This window comes from Synechococcus sp. CS-205, from assembly GCF_025128255.1.
GTDB lineage: Bacteria > Cyanobacteriota > Cyanobacteriia > PCC-6307 > Cyanobiaceae > Regnicoccus_A.
This window is the reverse complement of record NZ_JAHLZB010000012.1, coordinates 14624-29820: the sequence shown is the minus strand read 5'-3', so window position 1 is coordinate 29820 and position 15197 is coordinate 14624. Positions and strand designations below refer to the sequence as shown.

The following is a 15197-nucleotide window of genomic DNA, read 5'->3' as shown; positions in this document are numbered from 1 at the left end:
GGGGAGAATCGGGCGATCGGGAGGAGTCGGGGTGGCAGCAGCAGGGCGTGGGCGGGCTGGGTCCCTGAAGGTGGGCCTGGCGATGGTCAGCCTTGTGCTGAGCCTGCTGCTCTGGCTCAATGGGCTGCTGGAGAGTCTGGATCGTCCCTCCGTGGGCAACGACCTGACCCGGCGGCAACTGGAGCTGAGTGCGTTGGCGGCCCCTGCGGTGCCTCCGTCGCTCAGGCCGATCCTGGTGGGCGAGGATCCGGAAGCTCTCCTGCTGGCCGAACTGATTCGCCAGGCCGAAAGCGGCGACGACAGCACGGCCGCGTCCGAGGCCTCCAAGGCCGCCGGGGAGCAGGAAGCCCGGCTGACCCAGCTGGAGCGAGCGCTTCTGCACCTGCGTCAGGGCCAGGTGGCGGCCGCCCGTCCACTGCTGCTGAAACTGCAACAACAGGCCCCAGCTCAGGATCAGGCCTTGATCGAGCAGCTGTTGCGGCTGCCCCAGCCCGAACGTGCGCCCAGTGGTTCCGCGCAGTCTGTGGCTGAGGACCCTCTGCTGAGCCGGCTCGGCTGTCAGGTGCTGGGGGGCGGCAGCAACTGCTCCGAGCCGGACGCCGAGCGGCGGGCCCTTCTTCAGCTGATTGGAATCTCTCTGCTGCCCGCCCTTGCGCTGCTGGCGGGGGTGGCGCTGCTGTTGCGGGAGGTCTGGTTGCGCTGGCGCGGCAAGCAGGCGCCCCTGCCCCAGTTGCTCGGTCCCGACCTGGGTGTGATCGATGTGGTGCTGCTGATCGCCGGAGGGTTCGTCCTGCTCGGGGAAGTGCTCACCCCGGTGCTGCTGGCGCCCCTTCTGGGCTCCGCCCTGACGGCCCTGGCGATCAAACCTCCCCTGGCCGATGGAATCACGGTGCTGACGATGTACCTCGGCCTGATGACCGCACCGTTGTTGATCCTCGCTCTGCTGCTGCGGGGCCTGGGGGAGGCTCCAGCCGAGGGCTGGCTGCAGTTCCGCTGGCGGCCGGTGGCGTCGGGCCTGCGCAAAGCCTTGAAGTACCTGCTGATCGTGCTCCCCCTGGTGAGCCTGGTGGGCTGGCTGCAGCAGCTCCTGTGGAGTGATGCCGGTGGCAGCAATCCTCTGCTGGAGCTTGTGCTGCGCAGCGACAGCGGCCTCACTCTGGCCTGCTTCGGATTCACGGCGATCGTGCTGGCACCTCTGTTCGAGGAAACCATCTTCCGTGGGGTGCTGCTGCCGGTGGTGGGGCGGGAGTTGGGGCCCCTGCAGGCGGTGTTGATCAGCAGCACGGTTTTCGGCATCGCCCACCTCAGCCTCGGGGAATTCCCCGCCCTGTTCACCCTGGGGCTTGGACTGGGCTGGCTGCGCCTGAGCAGTGGTCGCCTGAGCGCGTGTGTGGGTCTGCATGCCCTCTGGAACGCACTCACCTTCACCAACCTGCTCCTGCTGGCCCGCTGATCGATGGCTTGCTGCCCCTTGCGCCCCATGGTTCACTTGCGAAGATTCGTCAGGTTCCGGTGGTCGCCGTTCCGTCGCCCCAGCCCTTCTTCAGGACCCGCCGTTCGCTCGAGCTGATCCAGGGCTCCTTCTCTGCCCGTCGCATGGTGCGTCAGGCCCCCTGGCTGGCGGGGCTGCACAGGGTTTCCGATGGTCTGCTGGTGGCGCTCGGAGTGTCGATGGTCGGGCTCACCGCGCTCACGCTTCACTGGCAGGGGCAATGGACCCGCAGCTTCGAGCGGCTGGAGTCCACTCAGGTCCTGGAGCACCGCCTGCTGGAATCCACAGCCGTGCTGGAGCAGCACCATCTGGCCATGGCCCGCCGTCCTGGCCTGCTGGTGCCCACCAGCCTTCAGCGCCTGATCCACCTGCCCTCACCCAGCGCCAGTGCCTCGGGACCCGAGCCCACGGCCACCCCTGCTCGGCCGGCCGCGACTCCCTTCAGCATTCAGTCGCTCGATCCCCGGGGAATCGGCCTTGACCTGCGCAGTGTCAGTCTTGATCCCAAGACCGTCCAGGCCGGGTATTGAGGGTGGTGCGTCGCTCCGCCAAGGCCTCCTCTCCCATTCCGCTCCATGGAGACGGACGGATCCCTCCGCAGCTGGACTCTCAGCGCTCCGGCCGTCGCAGGGTGATCCAGCTTCAGCCGGTTCCTGCTGGGCGGCTTCTCACCGTCTATCTCACCCTCTGCCTGGCCTTGGTGGGTCTGGCCGGCCGAATGGCCTGGTTGCAGGTCAAGGAAGGCGATCGCCTTCAGCAGCGCGCCAGGGCGATCCAGACCCAGAAGACCAAGCCGATCGGCAAGCGCCGCCCGATCGTCGATCGTCGCGGGCGACTGGTCGCCCTTGATGAGGAACGGTTCACCCTCTGGGCCCATCCCCGCTACTTCAATTTCCCCGGGGATGATCCAAACCTGATCCGCACCAGCTCCGAGACCGCCGAGAAGCTGGCCGAGGTGCTGCAGGTGCCTGCGCCCGATCTGATGCGAACCATCGGCGGCCGCAAATCCGGGGTGAAGCTGGTCACCGATCTCGATCCAGAAACCGCCCGCCGCCTTCGGGAGCTTGGAATCAGCGGGCTCGACCTTGAGCCCTATCCCCAGCGGATCTACCCCCAGGCTCAGCTGTTCGCCAATGTGGTCGGCTTCCTCAACCTGGAGCGGGTCGCTCAGGCTGGCCTGGAGCAGAGCCGTGACAAGGACCTGCGTCGCCAGGAAAGTGTTCGTCAGATGCGCCGAGGGGCGGATGGCACGCCCCTCCCCGATGGGTTGCAGGCCGGAGTTCTCTACACCGACGATCTGCGCCTGCAGCTCACCCTCGACTCCCGCCTGCAGCAGGTGGCCCAGCAGGCCTTGGCCAAACAGCTGAAGCAGTGGAAGGCCAAGCGGGGATCCGCCATGGTGATGGATGTGCGCAATGGCGAGATGCTGGCGCTCACCTCGAGCCCCAGTTACGACCCGAACAACTTCTGGAAATTCTCCCCAGGACTGTTCCGGGAATGGTCGGTGCAGGATCTCTACGAGCCAGGCTCCACCTTCAAGCCGATCAACCTGGCGATCGCCCTGCAGGAGAAGGCCATCAAGCCCAACGGCACCGTCAATGACGTGGGACAGCTCACGATCGGAGGCTGGCCGATCTTCAACCACGATCGACGGGCCAACGGCATCCTCGATTTCGCCACCGTCCTTCAGGTCTCGAGCAACGTGGCCATGGTGCAGGCCATGCGGCTGCTCAAGCCCTCCACCTACTGGGAGTGGATGCGCCGCATCGGCATCGACACCATCCCCGACACCGACCTGCCCGGAGCCGTGGCCGGCGAGCTCAAGACCCGTGAGCAGTTCACCACCCAGCCGATCGAGCCCGCCACCGCCGCCTTCGGCCAGGGCTTCTCTCTCACGCCCCTGAAGCTTCTGCAACTGCACGCCATGCTGGCCAACGGCGGGAAGCTGGTGAGCCCCCACATCACCCGTGGCCTGCGCTCCGGCGACAGCCTGGCCCCAGCCCCTGCCGCCCGAGGTCTGCCGTTGATGGAACCTGCCGTCACCAAGCAGGTGATGGCCTGGCTGGAAACCGTGGTGGAGAAGGGCAGCGGCAAGGGCGTTCAGGTCGACGGATACCGCATCGGCGGCAAGACAGGCACCGCCCAGAAGGCCCGCAATGGGGTCTACATTCCGGGTGCACGAATCACCAGTTTCGTGGCCCATCTGCCGATCGACGATCCCCGCTACGTGGTGCTGGTGGTGGTGGACGAACCCCAGGGGGGCAACGCCTATGGCTCCACGGTGGCTGTTCCGGCGGCCAAGGAGATCATCGAAGCCCTGCTCGTGCTCGAGAAAGTGCCACCCAGCAGCGGCAAGCCAAAAGCTGCTCAGCCAACGGTGCGGGGTTGAGGACTCACGGGCTGGGCCCGGCTGTGCCTGGCTAGCCTCCAGCCCAGATGCTGATGCATGGAGACATGCCCAACCTGCTCGATCAACTCTCTGCCATGACGGTGGTCGTTGCCGACACCGGTGAACTGGAAGCGATCAAGCAGTTCACCCCCCGCGACGCCACCACCAATCCTTCCCTGATCCTGGCGGCCGCCCAGATTCCGCTGTATCAGAGGTTGATCGATGAGTCCCTCAAGGCGTCCAGGCAGGTGATCGGTGCAGCGGCACCCGCTGAGGAGGTGGTGCTCGAAGCCCTCGATGAAATCTGTGTGACCTTCGGCAAGGAGATTCTCCAGATCGTGCCCGGGCGGGTCTCCACCGAGGTGGACGCCAGGCTCAGCTTCGACACCGAGGCCACCATCGAGAAGGCCCGCAAACTCATCGGTCTCTATGAGCAGGTCGGCATCGGCAAGGAGCGCGTGCTGATCAAGATCGCTTCCACCTGGGAGGGAATCAAGGCTGCTGAAGCGCTGGAGAAAGAGGGGATCCACTGCAATCTCACCCTGCTGTTCAGCTTCACCCAGGCCGTGGCCTGCGCCGAGGCCGGTGTCACCCTGATCTCCCCATTCGTTGGTCGTATCCTTGATTGGTACAAGCATGACACCGGCCGCGAGCACTACCCAGGCCCTGAAGATCCCGGCGTGATCTCCGTCACCAAGATCTTCAACTACTACAAAACATACGGATATCGCACCGAAGTGATGGGGGCGAGCTTCCGAAACATCGAAGAGATCATCGAGCTGGCTGGTTGTGATCTGCTCACGATTTCACCCAAGCTTCTGGATCAGTTGCGCCGCACCGAAGCCCCTTTGCCGCGCAAGCTCGATCCAGGCAACCCGGCGGCCACCGAGGCGCAATTCAGCCTGGAGTTCAGCGACTTCAATGCCGCCATGGCCGCCGATCGCATGGCTACCGAAAAGCTCGATGAGGGCATCCGCGGCTTCAGCAAGGCCATCGAGACCCTCGAGGCCCAGCTGGCCCATCGGCTGGCCGAGCTGGAAGGCGAGGCCGCCTTTGCCCATGCCGCCCAGGAAATCTTCCTGCTCAACGACATGGATGGCGATGGCTGCATCACCCGCGAGGAATGGCTGGGCAGCGATGCGGTCTTCGACGCCCTCGACACCGATCACGACGGCAGGCTGGTCCCCGAAGACGTCCGCGGCGGCCTTGGTGCGCCCCTGGCCCTCTCCGCCGTCGGCGCCTGAGCTGCAGACTGGCTGCACAACCGAGGCCAGAATCCGTGAATGCCCTCGACACCCTGCGTTCCCTCGCCAGCCAGGGAGAGGTGCGCGAATATGAGGTCGGCGATCTGATCTTCAGGGCCGGCGAATCAGGCGATTGCATGTTCGGCCTGCTGCAGGGCAGCGTCCAGCTGAGCTGGAACGGTGACGCCGGCCACGAGGAGATCAGGGAGGGTGATGTCTTCGGTGCCGGTGCCCTGGTCACCCCAGATCACCGCCGTTACGGCAATGCCAGGGCCATCACACCCTGCAGGATCCTGGTGATGAACCGGGAGAAATTCCTTTTTGCCGTTCAGGAATCACCGATGTTCGCCATTGAACTGCTCAGCTCGATCGATCAACGTCTGCGGCAGCTCAAGGACTGCCTGCGTTAGCCCTGACCCCGGCTGAACATCAGGCGGCGGATCACCCGCTGGGCGATGTCGCCATAGCCCATTTCTCCGGAAAGGATCTGGGCGATGCGGCGGGGTGCCGTAGGGCGTTTCACCCCCAGTTGATACCCCACCCTGGGCAGCCTGTAGAACACCTGGGCAATGCGTCGGCCCCAGGCCATCGACTGCCCCCATTCCGTACGCAGACTGTCGCTGTAGCCCGCCAAAGCCTTGGTCTCACCACCCAGCCAGCGGTCGAGGGCCTCAGCGGCCCTGGTGCCGCTGAGCAGAGCGGGGCGCAGTCCCTCCGCCAGGAAAGGATCCACCAGCGAGGCCGCATCCCCCACCACCACGGCCCCGGCCTCATGGTGGAGCCGGTGATGGCCATCCCAGACCCGCAAGGGGCAGACCCGTCGCTCACCACTGCCCGGAGGGAGCCCGAAACTGGGCAGCAGGCGCGCCAGCACGGCTTCGGCCTCCAGAGGCTCGCGGCCGATGAAGCTGCCCACACCGATGCTGAGGCCCCCCTGGCGAGGGAAGGCCCAGCTGAAGCCATGGCGGACCAGACCGAATTCGAAATGAGCCGTATCGGGCTCGAGCACCTCACCCTCCACCTCCACCGACACGGCCGAGGCGAAGCGGGGCTGGGGTGATCCCAGGCCCAGGGGATGGGTGAATGCCGAGCTGGCCCCATCGGCAATCACCACGGCTCTGGCGCTGAGCTGGGCTCCACCGACGGTGTGAACGCGCCAGTGATTGCCTTCCCGCTTGATCGCCTCCACGGCGGTGGCCTCGAGCAGATCGGTCCCGCAGGCCACAGCCTGCTCCGCCAGGAACTGATCCAGGCGTGAGCGGCGCACGATCCAGAAGGGCGCTTCCCCCGGCAGTTCCGCCATCACCGGATCGTCCAGGCACCAGGTGAAGCGCACCTTGGTGATCACCCGATCGACCGCCGGGGTGAGATCAAAAGGAAACAGTCGCTGCACGGACGCCGCCATGCCGCCTCCACAGGGCTTGGGCCGGGGCAGGCGGCCAGCCTCCAGCAACCGAACCCTCCGGCCTCTGGCCGCCAGGTGATAGGCCGCAGCCGCCCCGGCCGCCCCGGCGCCCACCACGATCACATCGGTGTCGGTGGACGACTCTGCAGCGGCCACGCTCACACCTTGAGGATGTCGGCTTCCTTCTCCGCGAGACTCTTCTCCAGTTCGGCGACGAAGCGGTCGGTCAGTTTCTGGACCTTGTCCTGCTCGTCGCGGCTCTGATCCTCGGAGAGCTCACCCTCCTTCTCCAGCTTCTTGACCTTGTCGATCGCGTCGCGGCGGATGTTGCGCAAGCCCACTTTGCCGTCTTCGGCATAGCGGGCGGCCAGTTTGCAGAACTCCTTGCGACGGTCGGCGGTGAGCGGGGGAATGTTGATACGGATCAGGCGTCCGTCGTTGTTGGGTGTCAGGCCGAGATCACTCATGGCGATGGCCTTCTCGATCGCCGGCATGGCGGCGGTGTCGAAGGGCTGGATCTGGATCGTCTGGGAATCGGGGGTGGAGAGGCTGGCCACCGACCGCAGCGGGGTCTCGGAGCCGTAGTACTCGATGGTGATCTTGTCGAGCAGGGAAGGGTTGGCACGACCGGTGCGGATGGTGTTGAAGGTGCGCTGGGTGGCTTCCAGCGACTTGCGCATGCTGGCTTCGAGGTCCATGGGTGCTATCGGGAGACTCCGGCTTCAGCCGGCGGGAAGAATGCGGGTGCCGATCGGCTCGCCGTCGATGGCGCGGCCGATGTTGCCGGGCCCGAACAGGTCGAAGACCACGATCGGGATGGCGTTGTCCTTGCAGAGGGCGATGGAGGTGCTGTCCATGACGGCCAGCTCACCGCTGAGCACATCCTGGAAGGTGAGCTGGTCGTAACGAACGGCGTCGGCGTGGTGGGCCGGGTCCTTGTCGTAGACACCATCCACCTTGGTGGCCTTGAGCACCACGTCGGCGCTGATCTCGGCGGCCCGCAGGGCTGCCGTGGTGTCGGTGGTGAAAAAGGGATTGCCGCAGCCGGCCCCGAACACCACCACCCGTCCCTTCTCCAGATGGCGAATGGCGCGGCGACGGATGTAGGGCTCAGCGATTTCCTGCATGGCGATGGCGGTCTGCACGCGGGTGGGGACTCCCTCCCGCTCCAGGGCGTCCTGCAGGGTGATGGCGTTCATCACCGTGGCCAGCATGCCCACGTAGTCGGCGGTGGCACGGTCCATGCCTGCCGAGGAACCCTTCAGACCCCGGAAGATGTTGCCTCCGCCCACCACGATGGCCAGCTGCTTGCCTGCGGTGACCACTGCTGACACATCGGCGGCGATGGCCTGGACGATGGCGGGATCGATGCCGTAGCCCTGCTCGCCCATCAGCGCTTCACCGCTGAGTTTGAGCAGAACGCGCTGGTAAGCCATCGGAATTCAGCGCACGCGGACCACAGTCGCCGGAACAGTAGCAAGCTCGGCCGCGAGCACTGAATCCCAGTTGCCAGGCTCAGAACTCGATGCCCGCCTGGGCTTTGACCCCCTGCTCGCGAAAGGGATGGCGCACCAGCCGCATCTCGGTGACCAGATCGGCGCGGTCCACCAGCCCCTGGGGTGCCCCCCGGCCCGTCAGGGCCACATGGGTGAAGGGAGGGCGACGGTCGAGGCCCTCGAGCACCTGATCCAGCTCCAGGTAGCCCAGCTTCAGGGCCACATTCACCTCATCGAGCACCACCAACCTGCGCTCGGGCTCCGCGAGATACCCCATCGACCGCTGCCAGGCCTGCTGAACCAGCTCCCGATCCCGCTCCCGGTCCTGGGTCTCCCAGGTGAAGCCCTCGCCGAGGGCATGCCAGGCCAGGTCGTCGCCGAACCGCTGCAGGGCCCGGGCTTCTCCCGGCTGCCATCCACCCTTGATGAACTGCACCACCGCCACGCTCTCGCCGTGCCCAAGCGTGCGCAGCACCAGGCCCAGGGCCGCGGTGGTCTTGCCCTTGCCGTCACCGGTGAACACCAGCACCAGGCCCTTCTCGAGGCTGCGCTCCCCCACCCGTTGCTGCTGCACCTCCCGGCGGCGCTTCATCCGTCGGCGGTAGGCCTCAGCGTCGCGCTCGGGAGCAAGGTCCCCGCCGGGGCCGAGCTCCGCAGCCACCTGATCGAGTTGATCGGACATGGGCGCTGAGCTCGAGAACCGGTCGTCACTCTGGCGTGCTGGCCCGCTCAGGGGGTCGGCCGAAGCCTGGCGAGGGCGGCATCCACGGCTTGCTGCTGGTCACGCCGGGTGATCCAGTGGTGGTAGGTGCGGGTGTGAATCGCCACCGAGTGGCCCATCATCCGCGCCGCCACCGTGTCGGGCAGGCCGATGTGGATCGTGCGCACGGCCCAGGCATGACGCAGGTCGTAGGGGGTGCAGGGCAGGTCGTAGCGACGGAACTGTTCCGCCACCCGTCGCCCCACCTGCTGAAGGGTGGTGCGCCTGAGATCGGTGCAGACGGCGGGAAGCAGTTCGCTGCGCTCCCCGAGCGGGGCCAGCTCGAAGCGATCCACCCACTCCGGCTGAAAGGGCCAGACCTGGTGCTCCCCCGTCTTCGTGGTGGGAAGCACCCGGATCACGCGATCCTCCCCCGGGGCCAGGGCTGATAGATCAGCGAAGAACACCTCGTGATTGCGCAGTCCGTAGGTGGCCATCAGGCCGTAAACCATGCGCCAGCGTGGGTTGGGAATGCGCTCCACCCACTCCAGCAGCTGGGCATCGCTGGGCAGGCGCCGGTACTGGGCCTGGTGCAGGCCGTAGCCGGAGGCTCGCTCGCGCCAATCTTCCGGCAGGGGAAGCTCCAGCTGCCGGGCCAGGGCGGCCAGAGCCGTGCCGCACTGCTGACGGCTGCGACTGGCGGGGGGATAGGCCTCCAGCACCTGCACCAGCAGAGCGCTGGTCAGGGGTTCCCCCTGCTCCAGCAGGACACGGAGCCTGCGCACATAGGGCTGATAGGCCGCGGTCCAGGTGGTGCGACTGCCGGCCGGATTGCGGCGGCGGCGGGGGTCGGCGAAGAAAGCCCCTTCAAAGGCCTTGAGCCGCTCCAGCCCCGAGGTCGATCCTTGGGCGCGACCCCAGTCGCTCCAGTCAAAACGCTTCTGGCGCAGGGCCTGGCTCACCCGTTTCAACTCACGGCGGGCCTGGATCAGCCCGCTGGAGGTGGCCTCAAGGCCAAGGCTCAGGCGCTGCACCCGCTGGGGACCGCCCCGTGGGCAGGGAAGGGGTCCGCGCAGGGCCAGACGCCCACCCCGCCGCTCCAGCCGCAGGGCGAGGCCACTGGCCGCCAAGCGGTCGTTCTCCTGGCGCAGCTCGGTGTCGATCGCGGCGAGGGTTGGAGTCAGAGCGGTTCCGGCCTGGGGTGGGGTGGCAGCGTTGGCTTGGCCTCCGCCGCAGCGAAGAGTCGGCCGACCTTATCGATCGCCGCCTGCTGCCGCCAGGGGGCAGCAGCAGGGTTACGCTCTGAGCCAATCGGCGGAACACTTCGGGTATGGCCAGGGTCGGCGTTTTGTTGCTGAACCTCGGCGGGCCTGAGCGCATCGAAGATGTTGGGCCTTTTCTCTACAACCTGTTCGCTGATCCGGAGATCATCCGGCTGCCGACCCCGTTGCTGCAGAAGCCTCTGGCCTGGTTGATCAGCACCCTGCGCAGCAGCAAGTCCAAGGAGGCGTACCGCGCCATCGGCGGCGGCTCACCCCTGCGCCGCATCACCGAGCAGCAGGCTCGCGAGCTGCAGAGTGAACTGCGCCAGCGGGGGGTCCAAGCCACCACCTATGTGGCGATGCGCTACTGGCATCCCTTCACGGAATCAGCCGTGGGTGACATCAAAGCGGATGGCGTCGATGAGGTGGTGGTGCTGCCGCTTTATCCCCATTTCTCGATCAGCACCAGCGGTTCGAGCTTCCGGGAGCTGCAACGCCTGCGCCAGGCCGATCCTTCCTTCAGCAGGTTGCCCATCCGCTGCATCCGCAGCTGGTATGACCATCCGGGTTATGTGCTGGCCATGGCGGAGCTGATCGCCGCTGGCGTGCGCAGCTGCGAGGATCCCGGCTCCGCCCATGTCTTCTTCAGCGCCCATGGGGTGCCGAAGAGCTATGTGGAGGAAGCCGGTGATCCCTATCAACAGGAGATCGAAGCGTGCTCCAGGCTGGTGATGGGCAAGTTGGAAGAGCTGCTCGGCCATGACAACCCCTACACCCTGGCGTACCAGAGCCGGGTAGGCCCGGTGGAATGGCTCAAGCCCTACACCGACGAAGCCCTGGTGCGGCTCGGGGAGGAGGGCGTGAAGGAGTTGGTCGTGGTGCCGATCAGTTTCGTGAGCGAGCACATCGAAACCCTCGAGGAAATCGACATCGAGTACCGGGAGATCGCCACGGAAGCCGGAATCAGCAACTTCGTGCGCGTCCCCGCGCTTGACACCTACCCAACCTTCATCAAGGGACTGGCCGACCTGGTGCAGCAGGCCCAGGCCGGACCCGAGGTGAATCTCGACCAGGCCGCCGCCCTGCCCACCCAGGTCAAGCTCTATCCCCAGGACAAATGGGCCTGGGGCTGGAACAACAGTTCCGAAGTCTGGAACGGTCGGTTGGCCATGCTCGGCTTCTCGGCCTTCCTCCTGGAGCTGCTGAGTGGACGCGGACCGCTCCATGCCCTCGGCCTGCTCTAGACGATGCGGCGTCGCCGCTGGACTTCTGGGGCTGCAGCTGAGCCTGGCGCTGTTCCCGCCTGCCCGCTCGGAGCTTCGCTGGGCCCGAGGTGTGTTCCCGATCGTGCACTTTGCCGGCTTCACCAGCCATTTCGGCCGCCGCACGGGCCCGGGCGGTGGTGCGGAACTGCACTCCGGCCTCGACATCGCCGCACCCCTGGGTTCCCCGATCCGCAACTGGTGGACCGGTGTGGTGTCCGATGTCTTCCGCGACGGCGGTTGCGGGGTGGGGGTGGAGATCCGCTCAGGCCCCTACGAGCATGTGTATTGCCACCTGGCGGGAGAGGTGCGAGCTGGCGCCTACGCCAGTGGACCGGTGCTGCTGCGCCCTGGTCAGGCGGTGAGAGCAGGCCAGCTGATCGGCCACGTGGGCCTGAGCGGACGTACCACGGGCCCCCACCTTCACTGGGGGATCCGCTACCGGGGGACCTGGCTCGATCCAGGGCTGATCCTGAGGGCCATGGTGCGTGGCCGACGGCTGCAGCCACGGTCCTCGCAACAGTTCTCCCATCGCCGGAAGTGAGCTCCTACGCTGACGGTCTCCCGTTGCGTGTGTTGCCCGCCACCGTGACCCCCGTGACATCCACCGCAGCCAGTCCAGCAGCCAGCCCGGCCACCGGCGCGGCCAGCTCCCTGATCCAGGCCGAGGCATCAGCCCAGCAGGTTCCCGGACGCCTGTCTGGGGCCGATGCCCTGATGGACGCCCTCCATCGCCATGGGGTCACCGATGTGTTCGGATACCCGGGAGGAGCGATCCTGCCGATCTACGACGCCCTGCACAAGGCTGAGAGCCGGGGCTGGCTGAAGCACGTGCTTGTGCGTCATGAGCAGGGTGGCAGCCACGCTGCCGACGCCTACGCCCGCGCCACCGGCCGGGTGGGGGTGTGCTTCGGCACCTCCGGTCCCGGTGCCACGAATCTGGTCACCGGCATCGCCACGGCCCAGATGGATTCGGTGCCGATGGTGGTGATCACTGGGCAGGTGCCCCGGGCCGCCATCGGCACCGACGCCTTCCAGGAAACCGACATCTTCGGCATCACCCTGCCGATCGTGAAACATTCCTGGGTGGTGCGCGACCCCGCCGACATCGGCCGGATCGTGGCCGAGGCCTTTCTGATCGCCTCCACGGGGCGTCCCGGTCCGGTGCTGATCGATGTCCCCAAAGACGTGGGGCTCGAAGAATTTGACTACACCCCCGTGGAGCCGGGCACGGCCATCCCTGCCGGATATCGGCTGCCGGAGGGTCCCGCCCCTGAATCGATCGCCCGGGCGATCGAACTGATCCGTCAGTCACGACGTCCGCTTCTCTATGTGGGTGGAGGCGCCATCAGTTCCGGCGCCCACGCCTCCCTGATCGCCCTGGCCGAGCGCTTCCAGCTGCCGGTCACCACCACCTTGATGGGCAAGGGGGCCTTCGATGAACGCCATCCCCTGGCGGTGGGAATGCTGGGGATGCATGGCACGGCCTACGCCAACTTCGCCGTCACCGAGTGTGATCTGCTGATCGCGGCCGGAGCCCGCTTCGACGATCGGGTCACCGGACGCCTCGACAGCTTCGCCCCCCGCGCCCAGGTGATCCACATCGATATCGATGCGGCTGAGGTGGGCAAGAACCGCTTGCCGGAGGTGCCGATCGTCTCGGATGTCCGCCTGGCCCTCGAGGCCCTGCTGAGCGCCTCGGAGGGCGAGAGCGGCAATGGACGCACCGGTCCCTGGCTCGAACGCATCGCCCGCTGGAAGCGCCACTACCCCTTGGTGATTCCCTCCCCGGAGGGCGCCATCGCCCCCCAGGAGGTGGTGCTCGCCCTGCGCGATCTGGCTCCCGATGCCTTCATCACCACCGACGTGGGTCAGCATCAGATGTGGGCCGCCCAGTATCTGAACAACCCACCGCGGCACTGGATCAGCAGCAGCGGCCTCGGCACCATGGGTTTCGGCATGCCGGCGGCCATGGGTGTGCAGGTGGCCTTCCCCGACGACCAGGTGATCTGCGTGGCTGGCGATGCCAGCATCCTGATGAACATTCAGGAACTGGGCACCCTCTCCCAATACGACCTGCCCGTGAAGGTGGTGATCCTCAACAACGGTTGGCAGGGGATGGTGAGGCAGTGGCAGGAAAGTTTCTACGGCGAGCGCTATTCCGCCTCGGAGATGACCCGCGGCATGCCCGATTTCCCGCGGCTGGCCGAAGCCTTCGGCGTCAGGGGGGTGGGGATCAGCGAGCGAGCCGGTTTCCGCGACCAGCTGAGCGAGGCCCTGGCCCATCCGGGTCCCGTCCTGATCGATGTGCGGGTGCGCCGCGATGAGAACTGTTATCCGATGGTGCCCCCCGGTGCCAGTAACGCCCAGATGGTGGGTCTCCCCACCCATCCGGAGCTGGCGATCGACACCACCCGTCAGTGTGGGTCCTGCGGCTTCAGTACCGAAAGCGCCCATCTGTTCTGTCCCAGCTGCGGCGCGAAGCTCTGAGCCCTCTCTCCCTCCTGCTCAGCTTCACCCTGGCCATGGGCCTGCTGCTCAACCCTTGGGCCTGCCCACCGGCGGCTGCAGCCGAAGTGTTGCAGGTGCGCAGTGGTGTGCTGTTGCAGGTGGGCGATCAGAACCGCAGCTACCCGGTGCAGCTCGGCTGCATCAGCGTGACCCCGGAGCACGCAGACGCCGCCGAAGACTGGCTCCGCCAGGAGCTGCCCCGCCGCACCCGTGTGAATCTGCGCCCACTGGACTCCGCCGATGGGGTGCTGCTTGCCCGCGTTCAGGTGCTGCGAGAGGGTCTTGATCTGGGCTCAGGACTGATCGCTGCCGGCTTGGCCGAGCCCCTGCCCGCGTTGATTCTTCCCAGCGGCTGCCCATCCGTTGACCTGAAGCCCCAGCCCCAGCCCCAGCCCCAGTCGCCATGAGCCTGAATCGCACCGCCAAGGGGATCGTGCTGGTGCCCAGCCTCCTGCTGGGGGGGGCGTTTCTCAGCGCTGCCATCTGGCAGGGGGAGTCCCCTGGGTCCAATCGTCCCCTTGCCCTCGGCATCGGTGCGGTGCTGCTGGCCGGAGGGTTGCTCACTCAGCTGCTGCCGGATTCCGAGCCTGAGCGACCGCCTTCTGAAACACCAGGGCAGGACACCAGAGAGTCAACGTCGAGCTCTCACTGAGAGCCCGCAGCCGGTGATGCGCCCTCTCCGCGGGATTGCTGTTGCACCAAACGGAAATACTCCGGCGTCGGGTAGAAGGCGTAGATGTCGTTCTTCTGCTTGACGATCTGATCCATCACTGCAGTGAGATCAGCGGCCTGAACCGTGAGTTTGCTGCGATCGGGAATGCCCGCCATCGCTTTCTGCAGCGAGGCGTAATCAAAGAAAAAGAGTCCCCGCTCCCCCTGCTCCATCTTGACGGTGATCAGAGGCTTGGTGAAGAACACCGGCACCGAGAGCCCCTCCTGGATCGACTTCTGATCGAGGCCCTGCTTGCCCAGCAGGCTGCGGGCCTGGCTGAGGTTGGTTGAAGTGGGGATCACCGGAGAGAGCAGCTTGCGATCCTTCGACGACTTGTTGAGCTTCTGGACGAGTTCCAGTGCCACATTCATCGGCATCGGCAACACACCGGCCTTGACCGTTGGGTTGGCCTTCACAAACGCCGCCAGTTCCTGATTCGCCTTGGTTCGATCCAGATACAGGGGCAGCACCAAGGCCTTGTCCCGCTCCAGGGGCAGCGGGATTCCCTTGGCATCGGTGAGCAGGAAGACAGGGATCACCGCCAGCTTCTTCATGGCCTCCTGCTGGGGAATGGCCAGAGCCGGCAGTGGCAGCAGCAGACCTGGAAGGGTGATCCACCCGAAAGCGCAGCTTGCCAGCAGGCCGATCAGGCGGCCCCGGCGCGAAGGCCTCGGCTGTGGAGTGCGCCCTGGAGCGGTGAGGCTCTTCATGCGTCCCTCATTTT

At 66.3% G+C, this 15197-nt stretch carries 16 protein-coding genes; 10 read left to right on the top strand and 6 right to left on the bottom strand.

From position 1 onward, the window contains the following. The first annotated feature begins 31 nt into the window (after positions 1-31). From KQ297_RS02435 to KQ297_RS02415, 5 genes are all read left to right on the top strand, one after another. The gene (locus KQ297_RS02435) at positions 32-1453 is read left to right on the top strand and encodes a CPBP family intramembrane glutamic endopeptidase (RefSeq protein ID WP_259738026.1); all 1422 of its coding nucleotides are present in this window, start codon (positions 32-34) and stop codon (positions 1451-1453) included. A 59-nt stretch (positions 1454-1512) separates the two neighbouring features. After that, positions 1513-2022, top strand: a complete 510-nt coding sequence (locus tag KQ297_RS02430) for a hypothetical protein (protein ID WP_259738025.1) — start codon at positions 1513-1515, stop codon at positions 2020-2022. 59 nt (positions 2023-2081) lie between these two features. Next, on the top strand, positions 2082-3881 hold the full coding sequence (locus KQ297_RS02425) for a penicillin-binding protein 2 (protein WP_259738066.1): 1800 nt from the start codon (positions 2082-2084) through the stop codon (positions 3879-3881). Positions 3882-3946: 65 nt separating this feature from the next. Beyond that, the gene (locus tag KQ297_RS02420; RefSeq protein ID WP_259738024.1) at positions 3947-5125 is read left to right on the top strand and encodes a transaldolase; all 1179 of its coding nucleotides are present in this window, start codon (positions 3947-3949) and stop codon (positions 5123-5125) included. A gap of 35 nt (positions 5126-5160) precedes the next feature. Then, the gene (locus tag KQ297_RS02415; protein ID WP_185465238.1) at positions 5161-5535 is read left to right on the top strand and encodes a Crp/Fnr family transcriptional regulator; all 375 of its coding nucleotides are present in this window, start codon (positions 5161-5163) and stop codon (positions 5533-5535) included. On the opposite strand, the gene KQ297_RS02410 is transcribed toward KQ297_RS02415, so the two are convergent. From KQ297_RS02410 to KQ297_RS02390, 5 genes are all read right to left on the bottom strand, one after another. Beyond that, entirely contained in the window at positions 5532-6692 is a 1161-nt protein-coding gene (locus tag KQ297_RS02410; protein ID WP_259738023.1) for an NAD(P)/FAD-dependent oxidoreductase, read from the bottom strand. The genes KQ297_RS02415 and KQ297_RS02410 overlap by 4 nt on opposite strands. Then, on the bottom strand, positions 6689-7228 hold the full coding sequence (gene frr / locus KQ297_RS02405; protein WP_259738022.1) for a ribosome recycling factor: 540 nt from the start codon (positions 7226-7228) through the stop codon (positions 6689-6691). Before frr ends, KQ297_RS02410 begins: the two co-directional genes overlap by 4 nt. Before the next feature lie 24 nt (positions 7229-7252). Beyond that, on the bottom strand, positions 7253-7966 hold the full coding sequence (gene pyrH, locus KQ297_RS02400) for a UMP kinase (RefSeq protein WP_259738021.1): 714 nt from the start codon (positions 7964-7966) through the stop codon (positions 7253-7255). Positions 7967-8045: 79 nt separating this feature from the next. Next, on the bottom strand, positions 8046-8708 hold the full coding sequence (cobO, locus tag KQ297_RS02395) for a cob(I)yrinic acid a,c-diamide adenosyltransferase (RefSeq protein ID WP_259738020.1): 663 nt from the start codon (positions 8706-8708) through the stop codon (positions 8046-8048). A 47-nt stretch (positions 8709-8755) separates the two neighbouring features. Further along, positions 8756-9856: a site-specific integrase gene (locus KQ297_RS02390; protein ID WP_259738019.1), complete on the bottom strand. Its 1101-nt coding sequence runs from the start codon at positions 9854-9856 to the stop codon at positions 8756-8758. A 200-nt stretch (positions 9857-10056) separates the two neighbouring features. Here KQ297_RS02390 and hemH point away from each other — a divergent pair, with 200 nt between their 5' ends. The 5 genes from hemH (at position 10057) to KQ297_RS02365 (ending at position 14413) form a co-directional block, all read left to right on the top strand. After that, on the top strand, positions 10057-11232 hold the full coding sequence (hemH, locus tag KQ297_RS02385) for a ferrochelatase (protein ID WP_259738018.1): 1176 nt from the start codon (positions 10057-10059) through the stop codon (positions 11230-11232). Next, on the top strand, positions 11213-11794 hold the full coding sequence (locus KQ297_RS02380; protein WP_259738017.1) for a M23 family metallopeptidase: 582 nt from the start codon (positions 11213-11215) through the stop codon (positions 11792-11794). Before hemH ends, KQ297_RS02380 begins: the two co-directional genes overlap by 20 nt. A 173-nt stretch (positions 11795-11967) precedes the next feature. Next, complete coding sequence (gene ilvB, locus KQ297_RS02375) at positions 11968-13740, top strand: biosynthetic-type acetolactate synthase large subunit (protein ID WP_399251054.1); 1773 nt, start codon at positions 11968-11970, stop codon at positions 13738-13740. Between the two features lie 35 nt (positions 13741-13775). Further along, complete coding sequence (locus tag KQ297_RS02370; protein ID WP_259738016.1) at positions 13776-14168, top strand: hypothetical protein; 393 nt, start codon at positions 13776-13778, stop codon at positions 14166-14168. After that, on the top strand, positions 14165-14413 hold the full coding sequence (locus KQ297_RS02365) for a GIVxVP protein (RefSeq protein WP_259738015.1): 249 nt from the start codon (positions 14165-14167) through the stop codon (positions 14411-14413). The genes KQ297_RS02370 and KQ297_RS02365 overlap by 4 nt, the downstream gene beginning before the upstream one ends. On the opposite strand, the gene KQ297_RS02360 is transcribed toward KQ297_RS02365, so the two are convergent. Further along, positions 14407-15183, bottom strand: coding sequence for a Tic22 family protein (locus KQ297_RS02360; RefSeq protein WP_259738014.1), 777 nt, complete (start codon positions 15181-15183; stop codon positions 14407-14409). The genes KQ297_RS02365 and KQ297_RS02360 overlap by 7 nt on opposite strands. Positions 15184-15197: the final 14 nt, after the last annotated feature.

Excerpts from the sequence above, each read along its gene's own strand:
- KQ297_RS02420 (WP_259738024.1), top strand. The coding sequence starts at position 3,947 with ATGCCCAACCTGCTCGATCAACTCTCTGCCATGACGGTGGTCGTTGCC.
- frr (WP_259738022.1), bottom strand. The coding sequence starts at position 7,228 with ATGGACCTCGAAGCCAGCATGCGCAAGTCGCTGGAAGCCACCCAGCGC.
- pyrH (WP_259738021.1), bottom strand. The coding sequence starts at position 7,966 with ATGGCTTACCAGCGCGTTCTGCTCAAACTCAGCGGTGAAGCGCTGATG.
- cobO (WP_259738020.1), bottom strand. The coding sequence starts at position 8,708 with ATGTCCGATCAACTCGATCAGGTGGCTGCGGAGCTCGGCCCCGGCGGG.
- hemH (WP_259738018.1), top strand. The coding sequence starts at position 10,057 with ATGGCCAGGGTCGGCGTTTTGTTGCTGAACCTCGGCGGGCCTGAGCGC.
- KQ297_RS02380 (WP_259738017.1), top strand. The coding sequence starts at position 11,213 with ATGCCCTCGGCCTGCTCTAGACGATGCGGCGTCGCCGCTGGACTTCTG.
- ilvB (WP_399251054.1), top strand. The coding sequence starts at position 11,968 with ATGGACGCCCTCCATCGCCATGGGGTCACCGATGTGTTCGGATACCCG.
- KQ297_RS02370 (WP_259738016.1), top strand. The coding sequence starts at position 13,776 with ATGGGCCTGCTGCTCAACCCTTGGGCCTGCCCACCGGCGGCTGCAGCC.
- KQ297_RS02365 (WP_259738015.1), top strand. The coding sequence starts at position 14,165 with ATGAGCCTGAATCGCACCGCCAAGGGGATCGTGCTGGTGCCCAGCCTC.
- KQ297_RS02360 (WP_259738014.1), bottom strand. The coding sequence starts at position 15,183 with ATGAAGAGCCTCACCGCTCCAGGGCGCACTCCACAGCCGAGGCCTTCG.